This window comes from Kitasatospora arboriphila, from assembly GCF_039528095.1.
GTDB lineage: Bacteria > Actinomycetota > Actinomycetes > Streptomycetales > Streptomycetaceae > Kitasatospora > Kitasatospora arboriphila.
Genome location: NZ_BAAALD010000149.1, coordinates 1 through 12,103, shown reverse-complemented (window position 1 = coordinate 12,103; position 12,103 = coordinate 1). Strand labels below are relative to the sequence as shown.

General features: G+C 72.9%; 13 protein-coding genes and 1 tRNA gene. 9 read left to right on the top strand and 5 right to left on the bottom strand.

Going from position 1 to position 12,103, the window contains the following annotated elements; translation table 11 throughout:
- The coding region (locus tag ABD353_RS37585) for a polysaccharide biosynthesis protein (RefSeq protein ID WP_344628220.1) at positions 1-1,497 on the top strand (1,497 nt) is incomplete at its 5' end.
- A 39-nt stretch (positions 1,498-1,536) separates the two neighbouring features.
- Here ABD353_RS37585 and ABD353_RS37580 read toward each other — a convergent pair.
- Positions 1,537-2,031 (bottom strand): MarR family winged helix-turn-helix transcriptional regulator, encoded by a 495-nt coding sequence (locus tag ABD353_RS37580; RefSeq protein ID WP_344628219.1) that lies wholly within the window; start codon positions 2,029-2,031, stop codon positions 1,537-1,539.
- A gap of 111 nt (positions 2,032-2,142) precedes the next feature.
- Here ABD353_RS37580 and ABD353_RS37575 point away from each other — a divergent pair, with 111 nt between their 5' ends.
- The gene (locus ABD353_RS37575; protein ID WP_344628218.1) at positions 2,143-2,949 is read left to right on the top strand and encodes a methyltransferase domain-containing protein; all 807 of its coding nucleotides are present in this window, start codon (positions 2,143-2,145) and stop codon (positions 2,947-2,949) included.
- Between the two features lie 39 nt (positions 2,950-2,988).
- On the opposite strand, the gene ABD353_RS37570 is transcribed toward ABD353_RS37575, so the two are convergent.
- From ABD353_RS37570 to ABD353_RS37560, 3 genes are read right to left on the bottom strand one after another with little or no spacing between them, the layout of a single operon-like run.
- The gene (locus ABD353_RS37570) at positions 2,989-3,852 is read right to left on the bottom strand and encodes a DMT family transporter (protein ID WP_344628217.1); all 864 of its coding nucleotides are present in this window, start codon (positions 3,850-3,852) and stop codon (positions 2,989-2,991) included.
- An 18-nt stretch (positions 3,853-3,870) separates the two neighbouring features.
- A complete protein-coding gene (locus ABD353_RS37565) occupies positions 3,871-4,599 on the bottom strand; it encodes a TetR family transcriptional regulator (RefSeq protein ID WP_425555334.1) in 729 nt (242 codons plus the stop codon).
- Positions 4,600-4,625: 26 nt separating this feature from the next.
- A complete protein-coding gene (locus ABD353_RS37560) occupies positions 4,626-5,582 on the bottom strand; it encodes an acyl-CoA desaturase (RefSeq protein WP_344628221.1) in 957 nt (318 codons plus the stop codon).
- Positions 5,583-5,783: 201 nt separating this feature from the next.
- On the opposite strand from ABD353_RS37560, the gene ABD353_RS37555 reads away from it, so the two are divergent.
- The 4 genes from ABD353_RS37555 to ABD353_RS37540 all read left to right on the top strand — a co-directional run bounded on the left by ABD353_RS37555 (position 5,784) and on the right by ABD353_RS37540 (position 9,413).
- A tRNA-Gln gene (locus tag ABD353_RS37555) sits at positions 5,784-5,854 on the top strand.
- 71 nt (positions 5,855-5,925) lie between these two features.
- Positions 5,926-7,383, top strand: a complete 1,458-nt coding sequence (gene glmU, locus ABD353_RS37550; protein WP_344628216.1) for a bifunctional UDP-N-acetylglucosamine diphosphorylase/glucosamine-1-phosphate N-acetyltransferase GlmU — start codon at positions 5,926-5,928, stop codon at positions 7,381-7,383.
- Between the two features lie 205 nt (positions 7,384-7,588).
- A complete protein-coding gene (locus tag ABD353_RS37545) occupies positions 7,589-8,566 on the top strand; it encodes a ribose-phosphate diphosphokinase (protein WP_344628215.1) in 978 nt (325 codons plus the stop codon).
- A 256-nt stretch (positions 8,567-8,822) separates the two neighbouring features.
- Positions 8,823-9,413, top strand: coding sequence for a 50S ribosomal protein L25/general stress protein Ctc (locus ABD353_RS37540; protein WP_344628214.1), 591 nt, complete (start codon positions 8,823-8,825; stop codon positions 9,411-9,413).
- 88 nt (positions 9,414-9,501) lie between these two features.
- Here the strand turns inward: ABD353_RS37540 and ABD353_RS37535 are convergent, their stop codons facing one another.
- Positions 9,502-10,242 carry a DNA alkylation repair protein gene (locus tag ABD353_RS37535; RefSeq protein WP_344628213.1) on the bottom strand — a complete coding sequence of 247 codons (741 nt, stop codon included), beginning with the start codon at positions 10,240-10,242 and terminating at the stop codon, positions 9,502-9,504.
- 141 nt (positions 10,243-10,383) lie between these two features.
- Between ABD353_RS37535 and pth the strand changes: the two genes are divergently transcribed.
- From pth to ABD353_RS37520, 3 genes are all read left to right on the top strand, one after another.
- Complete coding sequence (pth, locus tag ABD353_RS37530; RefSeq protein ID WP_344628212.1) at positions 10,384-10,971, top strand: aminoacyl-tRNA hydrolase; 588 nt, start codon at positions 10,384-10,386, stop codon at positions 10,969-10,971.
- A 186-nt stretch (positions 10,972-11,157) separates the two neighbouring features.
- A complete protein-coding gene (locus ABD353_RS37525; RefSeq protein ID WP_344628211.1) occupies positions 11,158-11,427 on the top strand; it encodes a hypothetical protein in 270 nt (89 codons plus the stop codon).
- A gap of 109 nt (positions 11,428-11,536) precedes the next feature.
- Positions 11,537-12,031, top strand: a complete 495-nt coding sequence (locus tag ABD353_RS37520; RefSeq protein ID WP_344628210.1) for a SigE family RNA polymerase sigma factor — start codon at positions 11,537-11,539, stop codon at positions 12,029-12,031.
- Positions 12,032-12,103: the final 72 nt, after the last annotated feature.

Here is a 12,103-nt window from a genome sequence, read left to right as displayed (position 1 = left end):
CCGCGCGCGGGGGCGCCCGCCGGCCCGCCGGGCCTGCGCACCCTGGTGATCGGCGGTGGCGCCGCGGGGTCGGCGCTGGTCCGCGACCTGATCCGGACCCCGGAGTTCGGCCTCGCCCCGGTCGGCGTCCTCGACGACGACCCCGCCAAGGCGGGCACGGCCGTGGACGGCGTTCCGGTGCTGGGCCCGCTGGCCGGACTGACGCCGCTGGCGGTGGCGCACGGCGCGCAGGTGGTGGTGCTGGCGATCCCGGGGCTGCCGCACCAGCAGGTACGGGCGCTGGCGACGGCGGCGGCCGCGGCCGGGGCGGCCGTCCGCTACCTGCCGTCCTTCCTGTCGGCGCTCCGCCGCGAGGTGGTCGGCTCGGACCTGCGCAGCCTGGACGTCAACAAGCTGATCGGCCGGCACGAGGTGCACGTGGTCTCGCCGGACGTCCGGGCGGTGATCGAGGGCCGCCGGGTGCTGGTGACGGGCGCGGGCGGGTCGATCGGCAGCGAGCTCTGCCGCCAGGTGCACGCCTTCAACCCGTCCGAGCTGTACATGCTCGACCACGACGAGTCCAACCTGCACCGGCTCCAGCTGGAGATCTGGGGCGAGGCGCTGCTCACCGACGACTCGCTGGTGATCGCGGACATCCGGGACCGGCCGCGGATCCAGCAGATCTTCCGCGACCTGCGCCCGGAGGTCGTGTTCCACGCGGCGGCGCACAAGCACCTGCCGCTGCTGGAGCGGCACCCGAGCGAGGCGGTGAAGTCCAACGTCCTCGGCACCGACCACCTGGTGGAGGCGGCGCTGGCCACCGGCGTGGAACGGTTCGTGCTGATCTCCACGGACAAGGCGGCCGATCCGACCTCCGTGCTCGGCGCGAGCAAGCGGCTGGCCGAGCTGATCGTCCGGGCGAACGCCCGGGACGCCCGGAACCTGGGCACCGGGGTGTTCTCGGCCGTCCGGTTCGGCAACGTGCTGGGCTCGCGCGGCTCGCTGCTGTCGGTGCTGGAGGAGCAGCTGCGCAGCGGCGGCCCGGTGACCGTCACCCATCCCGACGTGACCCGCTTCTTCATGACCATCGAGGAGGCCGTCGGCCTGGTGCTGGAGGCCGGCCGGATGGCGGAGGGCGGCGAGGTCTTCGTGCTCGACATGGGCGAGCCGGTGCGGATTGTCGACCTGGTGCACAACTTCGCCCGGCAGGTGCAGCTCGGCGCGGAGGACGTGGAGATCCGCTACACCGGCCTGCGGGCGGGCGAGAAGCTCAACGAGGCGCTGTTCTCGGAGGGCGAGGAGCGGCTGCCGACCGAGCACGGCCGGATCTTCGCGACGGTGGTCGGCGACGGCGGCCCGGAGGACCTGGCCGGCGGCCTGACCGGGCTGTACGCGGCGGCGAAGGTTAACGCGGACGCCGAGGTGCGCGACCGGCTGGCGGAGCTGCTGCCGGGCTACCGGACGCCCGAGGCCGTCCCGGTGCCGGCCCTGGCCACCCCGTACCCGGACGGCTTCTGAGGCGCGGGCGGCCCCGGGAGGGCCGGCGACGGGGAGCGGTCAGCCGGCCTGGTCGAAGGGGGCGACCAGGCAGCGCAGCAGCGCGGCGAGCTCGCCCTGCTGGTCGGGGCTGAGCTGGGCGAGGAGTTCGCGCTCGTGCGCGAGCAGACCGGCGAGCGCCTGGTCGGCCTTGTCGCGGCCGTCGTCGGTGAGCCGGACGAGCACTCCGCGCCGGTCGTCCGGGTCGGGCAGCCGGCGGACGAGGTTCTTGCCGGTGAGCCGGTCGATCCGGTTGGTCATGGTGCCGGAGGTGACCAGGGTCTGGGTGAGCAGCTGGCCGGGGGAGAGCTGGTAGGGGGAACCGGCCCGGCGCAGCGCCGTCAGCACGTCGAACTCCCACGGCTCCAGGCCGTGCTCGGCGAACGCGGTGCGGCGGGCACGGTCCAGGTGCCGGGCGAGTCGGCTGACCCGGCTGAGCACCTCGAGCGGTTCCACGTCGAGGTCGGGGCGCTCTCGGCGCCATGCTGCGACCAGGCGGTCGACCTCGTCCTCCATGACGATCAGTGTATCGGGGGTTGTGTCGATGTGAAGTCTCTTGACATCGAGAGTTTTCACGCGCACCCTCTCGACTGGATATCTTGATGTCGAGATACTTGGGAGGCCGCCATGCCCGCCACCGCCTGGGACCCCGTGCAGTACCTCCGCTTCGCCGACGAACGCACCCGCCCGCTGCACGAACTCGTCGCCCGGATGCCCGCCCTGCCGGCCGCCCCCGTCGTCCTCGACCTCGGCTGCGGCCCCGGCAACTCCACCGCCGTCCTGCGCGAACGCTGGCCCGACGCCCACCTCACCGGCGTCGACAACTCCGCGGACATGCTCGCCACCGCCCGCACCGATGGCGAACCGCACGCCGCCTACCTCCTGGCCGACGCCCGCACCTGGGACCCGGCCGGCGCCGCCCCCGACGCGATCGTCTCCAACGCCACCCTGCAGTGGCTCAACCCCGACGGCGCCGACCGCGCCGACCACCTGTCCCTGGTCGCCCGCTGGGCGGCCGCCCTGCGGCCCGGCGGGGTGCTCGCCTTCCAGGTGCCCGGCAACTTCGACGCGCCCAGCCACACCCTGCTCGCCGGGCTCCGCGGCAGCGCCCGCTGGCGGGACGCCCTCGGCGAGGGCGCCGAACGGGCCGGCGTGCACGACAGCGCCGAGTACCTGCAGACCCTGCTCGGGGCCGACTGCACCGCGGACGTCTGGGAGACCACCTACCTGACCCTGCTCGCCGGCCCCGACCCGGTGCTGCAGTGGGTCAAGGGCACCGCCCTGCGGCCCGTCCTCTCCCGGCTCACCGACCCGGCCGACCGGGAGGAGTTCCTCGCCGCCTACGGCGCCCTCCTGCGCGAGGCCTACCCGGCCGGGGAGCACGGCACCGTCTTCCCCTTCCGCCGCATCTTCGCCGTCGCGCAACGCCGGTAGGGGATCACTGCAGGGGCGCGTGGGGGGCTGAGGCGGCCCCTACTTGTGGAAGTGGTGGTGGCCCGGCATGGCCGGGTGGCGGCCGAGGAGGACGACGCCGCCCACCACCGCCAGCAGCCCTACCACCTGGAAGGCCACCGCGACCGGGGTCACCCGCAGGCGGTCGCCGAGGAAGCCGACCGCGCAGGCGATCCCGGTCAGCGGCTGGGCCGCGGTCAGCGCGGGCAGCGACATCCGCAGCGGTGCCGCCTCGAAGGCCGACTGCACCAGCAGCAGGCCGACCACGCCGATCACCACCACCGCGTACGGCTGCCAGCTGTGCACCACCGCGCCGATGCCGTGCTCGTCCAGCCGCTCGGTGGTCATCCGGGTCAGGGCGTCCTGCAGCCCGTAGAGCAGTCCCGCGGCGAGCGCGAGCAGGGTGGCCTCCTCGAAGAGCGGCATGTGCTTGGCGACGAGCACCAGCAGCACGGCCAGCCCCGAGACGATGCCGACCACCAGCCAGAAGCGCAGGTGGCCGGCCTCGGTGCCGCCGCCCTGCGGACGGCCCGCCACGATGAAGGAGGTCACCCCCAGGGCGATCAGCGCCACCCCGGCCCAGCCGGAGCGGCCCAGCCGTGTCCCGGTGAGCCTGCGGGCCATCAGCATGGCGAACACCAGGTTGGTGGCGAGCAGCGGCTCGACGAGTGCCACCTCGCCCTGGCTCAGCGCGACCGCGCTGAGCACCAGGCCGGCGATCATGAAGCCGAGGCCGATCAGCCAGTCCGGCATCCTCGCCAGGTCGAGGAGCAACCGCCAGTGCAGCAGGTCGCTCTTGGGGGCACGCTGGGCGGCGTGCTGCTGCAGCACGAAGCCCAGGCCCAGGCAGCAGGCCGCCCCCACTGCCAGAATGAAGACCGCCACGCGACCACCTCGGTGCCGTCACACCCGTCGTTCGCCCACCAGCTTCGGATGCCGCTCCAGGCCCTCCAGGCCGTGCCACGCCAGATTCACCAGATGGGCGGCCACTTCGGCCTTCTGCGGCTTGCGCACCTCCAGCCACCACTGGCCGGTGAGCGCGACCATTCCGACCAGCATCTGCGAGTACATCGGTGCCAGCCGGGGGTCGAATCCCCGGGACTTGAACTCCAGTCCCAGGATGTCCTCGACCTGGGTGGCGATGTCACTGATCAGCGAGGCGAAGCTGCCGGTCGACTGCGCGACCGGCGAGTCCCGGACGAGGATCTTGAAACCGTCGGTCGAGGTGTCGATGTAGTCCATCAGCGCGAAGGCCGCCTGCTCCAGCAGCTCGCGGGAGTGCCCGCCGGTCAGCGCCCCGGTCACCATGTCCAGCAGCAGCTGCATCTCCCGGTCGACCACGACGGCGTACAGCCCCTCCTTGCCGCCGAAGTGCTCGTAGACGACGGGCTTGGAGACCCCGGCGCGCTCGGCGATCTCCTCGACCGAGGTGCCGTCGTAGCCGCGCTCCGCGAAGACCGACCGGCCGATCTCCAGCAGCTGCTCGCGCCGCTGCTTGCCGGTCATCCGGACCCGGCCGCCCGCCCGGCCGCCGCGCGCGGCCGGTGCGGAGCGGGTGCGGCCCACCGCGGCGCCGTCCCCGCCGGTCGCGTGCTGATGGCCGTCCGCGGTGTCTGCGTTGCTCCCGTTCACCCCTACATCATGCTGCAGCGGGCGGGTCATACGGCGCGGCGGGCGTCGATCCGCTCGGCCCCCGGCCAGCGGACGTCGGTCGCCCAGCCCGCACGCTCGAACCAGCGGATCAGGCGGGCCGAGGAGTCGACCTGGCCGCGCAGCACACCGTGCCGGGCGCTGGTCGGGTCGGCGTGGTGCAGGTTGTGCCAGGACTCGCCGCAGGAGAGCACCGCCAGCCACCAGACGTTGCCGGACCGGTCGCGGGACTTGAACGGCCGCTCGCCGACGGCGTGGCAGATCGAGTTGATCGACCAGGTCACGTGGTGCAGCAGGGCGATCCGTACCAGCGAACCCCAGAAGAAGGCGGACAGCGCCCCCTGCCACGACATCGCGACCAGTCCGCCGACCACCGGCGGGATCAGCAGCGACAGGGCCGTCCAGAGCCAGAACAGCCGGGAGACCCGCCGTATGGCCGGGTCGGCGATCAGGTCCGGGGCGTACTTGTGCTGCGGGGTCTGCTCCTCGTCGAAGAGCCAGCCCATGTGCGCCCAGAACAGGCCCTTCACCAGGGCCGGCACGCTCTCGCCGTACCGCCACGGGGAGTGCGGGTCGCCCTCCTTGTCGCTGAACCGGTGGTGCTTGCGGTGGTCGGCCACCCAGCGCACCAGCGGCCCCTCCACGGCGAGGCTGCCGGCCACCGCCATGGCGATGCGCAGCGGGCGGGCGGCCTTGAAGGAGCCGTGCGTGAAGTAGCGGTGGTAGCCGACGGTGATGCCGTGGCAGGACACGAAGTACATGACGGTCGCGATCGCGACGTCCGTCCAGCCGAGGCCCCACCCCCAGGCCACCGGGACGGCGGCCAGCAGGGCCAGGAAGGGGACGGCGATGAACAGGCCCAGGGTGATCCGCTCGGCCATTCCCTGTTTCTCCCCGCCGAGGGTCGCGGAGACCTGGGCGGGTGGCTTCTGCGCCGCCATGGTGGGTGCTGCACCGGCCTGCATGGTCATGGGGGCGTCCTCGGGAGGGAGCGGAACCTACGTAGGCGTAACCTACGGCATCGTAGGTTCCCGGGCATCCGATGGGAAGACGTGTCGCACCGGCGGGACTCCGGAGGGTGGTGGATGCAGAGCGGCGCACCCCGTACTCTTAGCCCTGCATTGCCCGCCGACGTCCGTCGGCGCGTCACCCGTGCACGGCATCCGTCCCGGATCGTCTAAGGGCAGGACAGCTGGTTTTGGTCCAGCTTATGGGGGTTCGAATCCTCCTCCGGGAGCTCCGCACACAGCCCCGACCGTCCGGCAGGCGCGCCCGACCCTCCCTCAGAACAACCGAGGAGCCCTCCGCGTGACTGCCAAGAAGACCGCTGCCGTGATCGTGCTCGCCGCCGGCGGCGGCACCCGGATGAAGTCCAACCGGCTGCCGAAGGTGCTGCACGAGATCTGCGGCCGGTCCCTCGTCGGCCACGCCGTCGCCGCCGCCCAGGAGCTGGAGCCCGAGCACCTCGTCGTGGTCGTCGGCCACCTGCGCGAGCTCGTCGCCGCCCACCTGGAGCAGCACTACGCGGGCGTGCGCACCGCCGTCCAGGAGCAGCAGAACGGCACCGGCCACGCCGTCCGCACCGCCCTCGACGCGCTGACCGCCGACGGCACCGCCCTCGACGGCACCGTGCTCGTCACCACCGGCGACGCCCCGCTGCTCACCGGCGCCACCCTGCGGGCCCTCGCCGAGGCGCACGCCGAGCAGGGCAACGGCGTCACCGTGCTGACCGCCGTGGTGCCGGACGCGAACGGCTACGGCCGGATCCTGCGCGACGACCACGGCGCGGTCGCCGCGATTGTCGAGCACAAGGACGCCACCGACGAGCAGCGCGCCGTCTCCGAGATCAACTCCGGTGTGTTCGCCTTCGACGCGAAGCTGCTCGCCGAGGCGCTCGGCCGGCTCACCACCGACAACGTCCAGGGCGAGGAGTACCTCACCGACACCCTGGAGATCCTGCGCACCGGCGGCCACCGGGTCGGCGCCGTGGTCGCCGACGACTTCCGCGACATCCTCGGCATCAACGACCGGGTGCAGCTCGCCGAGGCCCGCCGGATGCTCAACGACCGGCTGCTGGAGCAGGCCATGCGGGCCGGCGTCACCGTCGTCGACCCGGCCACCACCTGGTTCGACGTCCAGGTGAGCTACGAGCCGGACGCGGTCGTGCTGCCCGGCACCCAGCTGCAGGGCGCCACCCACCTGGGCGAGGGCTGCACCGTGGGCCCGAACTCCACCGTGACCGACAGCACCATCGGCGCCGGCGCCACTGTGAGCAACGCCACGGTGATCGAGGCCGAGGTCGGCGAGTCCGCCTCGGTGGGCCCCTACGCCTACCTCCGCCCGGGCGCCAAGCTCGCCCGCAAGGCCAAGGCCGGCACCTACGTCGAGATCAAGAACTCCGAGCTCGGCGAGGGCGCCAAGGTGCCGCACCTCTCGTACATCGGCGACGCGACGATCGGCGAGGGCAGCAACGTCGGCGCGGCCTCCGTCACCGTCAACTACGACGGCGTCAACAAGCACCGCACCGTGATCGGGGCGCACTGCCGCACCGGCTCGGACAACATGTTCATCGCCCCGGTGACCGTCGGCGACGGCGCCTACACGGCGGCCGGCTCGGTGATCTACCAGGACGTCCCGGCCGGTTCGCTGGGCGTCGCCCGGGCGCAGCAGCGGAACATCGCCGGCTGGGTCGCCCGCAAGCGCCCCGGCACGGCCGCCGCCGAGGCCGCCGCCAAGGCCGAGGCGTCCGGGACGCCCGAGGCCTGAGCGGCTGCGGGGGATCTTGGGAAACGGTCCCGGGGCGGACGGTTCCCTGCGCACCGCGTAACCTGGAGTACATACGTGCGCCACTGGGCTGACCGTACTCGTCCCGGCGTACTCCAAATCCCCTGCCGACCGACGTCCCCGAGCGCTGCTGCCCGGGTGCGCCGTGGCGGGTCCATGTGCGGCAGCAACGCGAGGAGACGGTGCAGTGAGCGGGATCACGACGTCGGGTGAGAAGAAGCTCAAGCTCTTCTCCGGCCGTGCCCACCCCGAGCTTGCGGAGGAGGTGGCCCGGGCACTCGACACCGAACTGGTTCCCACCAAGGCCCTGGACTTCGCGAACGGTGAGATCTACGTCCGCTTCCTGGAGTCGGCCCGCGGCGCGGACTGCTTCGTGATCCAGAGCCACACGGCTCCGATCAACCAGTGGATCATGGAACAGCTGATCATGATCGACGCGCTGAAGCGGGCCTCGGCGCACAGCATCACGGCGATCCTGCCGTTCTACGGCTACGCCCGGCAGGACAAGAAGCACCTCGGCCGCGAGCCCATCTCGGCCCGCCTGGTCGCCGACCTGCTCCGCCAGGCCGGCGCCGACCGCCTGATGGCCGTGGACCTGCACACCGCGCAGATCCAGGGCTTCTTCGACGGCCCGGTGGACCACCTGTTCGCGCTGCCGATGCTGGCCGACTACGTGGGCGAGCGGGTCGACCGCTCCAAGCTCACCATCGTCTCGCCGGACGCCGGCCGGGTGAAGGTCGCGGACCAGTGGTGCGACCGCCTGGACGCCCCGCTGGCGATCATCCACAAGCGCCGCGACATGACGCAGGCCAACACGATCCTGTCCGCCGAGGTCGTCGGCGACGTCAAGGGCCGGGTCTGCGTCCTGGTCGACGACATGATCGACACCGCCGGCACCATCTGCGCCGCCGCCGACGCGCTCTACGACAACGGCGCCGCCGACGTGATCGTCGCGGCCACCCACGGCGTGCTCTCCGGCCCCGCCGCGGACCGCCTGAAGAACTCCCGCGTCAGCGAGTTCGTCTTCACCAACACCCTGCCCACCCCGCAGCAGCTGCAGCTGGACAAGGTGACCACCCTCTCGATCGCCCCCTCGATCGCCGCCGCGATCAAGGAGGTCTTCGAGGACGGCTCGGTGACCAGCCTCTTCGAGGGCGTGCACTGACCGTCCGCCCCGGACGTCCGGCCCCCGCACGCCACGCGTGCGGGGGCCGATTTCACGTTGACGCCACCACCGGTTAGACTCGTGGAACTGCTCGGCGAGGGATGCCGTGTGCCCGTACGGGTACCGCAACCGTGATCGACGCGCTGCTTCCAGTAGTCGTCCGCCGCCGAGCGACCCCCAAGGAACTTGAGGGTGTGGCCCGGCGGTTTTTGTCGTTCCTGCACCCGCGCCAGTCTTTCTCCCGAGGAGTGCAGTCGTGTCCGAGATCCGCCTTGCCGCCGAGACCCGCACCGAGTTCGGCAAGGGTGCCGCCCGTCGCGCCCGCCGCGCCGGCTTCGTCCCCGGTGTCGTCTACGGCCACGGCCACGCGCCGGTCCACCTGAACCTGCCCGGCCACGACCTGATGATGGCCCTCAAGACCCCGAACGCCCTGCTGGTCGTCCCGATCGAGGGCAAGGACGAGTACGTCCTGCCGAAGGCCGTCCAGCGCGAGGCCATCAAGCGCAGCATCGAGCACGTCGACCTGCTCCTCGTGAAGCGCGGCGAGAAGGTCACCGTCGAGATCCCGGTCCACACCGAGGGCGAGCTGGCCCCCGGCGGCAACCTGATCGAGAACGTGCTGAACGCCCTCCCGATCGAGGCCGAGGCCACCCACCTGCCCGAGTCGGTCACCGTCTCCGTCGAGGGCCTGGAGGCCGGCGCCTCCATCACCGCCGGTGACATCGTCCTGCCGAAGGGCACGACCCTGGCCGTCGAGGCCGACGCCGTCGTGCTGCAGGTCATCGGCGCCCAGGCCCCCGAGGCCACCGAGGAGGAGGCCGCCGAGGGCGAGGCCGTCGAGGCCTGATCCCCGCCGGATCCGCTTCCGCCGCCCCCGGCCGTTCCTGACCCCAGGAGCGGCCGGGGGCGGCGGCGTTCCCGGGCCCGGCCGCCGCTCAGCCGTGCCCCGGCAGCAGCCGCAGCCGCAGCCGGACCTCCTGCGGCACCGGCTTCAGCGCCTCCCGCAGCGTCAGCCCGGAGACCCGCGGCAGCCGCCCGGCCAGCCAGTCGCAGACCTCCTCCGGGTGGTGCCTGGCACCCTCGCGCAGCAACCAGCCCAGCGCCTTGCGCACGAAGAACCGGGGATCCGTCAGCAACGGGTCCGCGAGCGCCCCGAACTCCCCGAAGAAGAGCGGGAACCGCTCCGGCGAGCGGAGCGCCGGGAGGTGGCCCAGCACCCCGCCCCGGCGCACCCACAGCTCGTCCCGGCGGCTCCAGCGCAGCAGCACCTCCGCCGTCCCCGGGTACCGCAGCAGCAGCGGACCGGCCGCCTTCGGCGCGATCACGTCGACGTGCGCCCAGGTGTCGCACTGCTCCAGCATCCGCTCCAGCAGCGCCAGATCGGCCGGCACCAGCATCCGTTCGCGCGCCTCCAGCAGGAACCCGGCGCAGCTGCGCGACTCGTGCACCGGCCGCGCCCACAACTCCTCGACCAGCGCCAGCACCGCCGCCCGGTCCAGCCCCGGGTGGCGCCGGAGCAGACCGCGCACCGCGGCGCGCATCCCCGGCACCGGGACCCCGAGATGGCGCAGCGAACTCTTCAGGTACGCCTTCTCCTGCTCGGCGCGGCCGGGCACCACGGAGCCCTGCAGCTCCGCGTCGAGCTCGGCGGCCAGTGCGGCGGTCGGTGCGGTCACGGGCGGTCCTCCGGTCCGGCGGCGGTCGTCGTCACGACGGTACGCCGCCCCGCGCCGCCGCCGCGGACGCCCCTGCCACGGCCGGGCGCGGCGCCGCTGCGGATAATGGACCCGCAGGAACGAGGCGAGCGGAGATCGGTGATGAGCGCGGTGGCGGACGAGTACACGGGACCCTGGCTGGTCGTGGGCCTGGGCAACCCCGGCGAGGGCTACGCCCGCAACCGGCACAACATCGGCTTCATGGTGGCGGACCTGCTCGCGGAGCGGATGGGCGCGAAGTTCAAGGCGCACAAGAGCCGCGCCCAGGTCGCCGAGGGCCGGCTGGCCGGCCGGCGCGTGGTGCTGGCCAAGCCGATGACGTTCATGAACCTCTCCGGCGGGCCGACCACGGCGCTGCGCGACTTCTACAAGGTCCCCAACGGGGCGATCGTCGCCATCCACGACGAGCTGGACATCGACTACGCCGCCCTGCGGCTGAAGTGCGGCGGCGGCGACAACGGCCACAACGGGCTGAAGTCCATCACCAAGTCGCTCGGCGCCGACTACCACCGGATCCGCTGCGGCATCGGCCGCCCGCCGGGCCGGATGGAGGTCGCGGACTTCGTGCTGAAGGACTTCTCCTCCGCCGAGCGCAAGGACCTCGACTGGTTCGTGGACCGGTCGGCGGACGCCGTGGAGGCGCTGCTCTCCGAGGGGCTGGAGCGGGCCCAGGGCACCTACAACTCCTGACACGCGCCCACCGGACGGCACCCGCGGAGGGCTCCCGGGAGCGGTTCGTGAGGATTCGGCGCCGTACACAACGGTCCTGCAACGCTTGGCCGCTGGGACCTGAATCCCGGTCAGATCGAACCGTTCCATCGGATACGGTCTGACCCGTACGAAGGGGTTGAGGGGCTCGATCTGGGGGTAAGGGACGTGATTCGCTCCTACCGGGCGGCGCGGATGGTCGGCGGCGCGGCATTGTGCCTGGCAGCCACCGGGATCGCCGCCCCGGCCGCGGAAGCCGCCGGTGCGACGGCGGGCCCGGAGCCGTCCCCCGAGCCGGCCGCGGCCCAGATGGTGCCGCCGGTCAGCGGCTCGGTCGGCGGCTCGGCCGGACTCTACGCGGTGGCCGGCGGACTGGTCGTGGTGGCGGGCGGAGCGGCGACCTGGGTGCGCCGCCGCCGGGCCGACCGCGAGAGCTGACCGCCGCAGGCACAGGGCCGACCCCGCCGGGGTCGGCCCCTCGCGTTCCCGGCGGAAGATTTCCTCCCGGTCTGTCGTCCGTTCCGGCCCGCCGGTGCGTCAGGTGGGCATGACGATGAAGGGTGACCCGTTCGACGCCTTCGTCGGAGCGCGGTACCAGGCGCTGCTCCGCGCGGCGTTCCTGATCACCGGCGACCTCCACGACGCCCGGGACCTGCTGCACGACGCCCTCGCCCGGGTGTACGTCCGGCGCCGGTCGATCCGCGAGGAGTCGGCGACCGAGGCCTACGTGCGCCGCACCATGGTGCGCACGCACGTCTCCCGCTGGCGGCGCACCAGGCGCGAGGTCCTCACCGACCGCCTGCCGGACGTCGCCGGCCCCGAGACGACGGCGGGGGACGAGCAACTGGCCGCGGCCCTGCGCGCGCTGCCGGCGCGGCAGCGCGCCGCGGTCGTGCTCCGCTACTGGGCCGACCTGCCGGTCTCCGCGGTGGCCGAGGAGATGGGCTGCACGCTCGCGACGGCGAAGACACATCTCGGACGGGCGATGACCACGCTCCGGCGCGACCTCGCGCCCGAGCGGGAGGTGAGCCGACATGGATGACGAGGAATTCGGACGCGCACTGGCCGGCCGCCTGGAGGCGGCCGCGGACGCCCGGGTCGGCGCGGCGGAGGT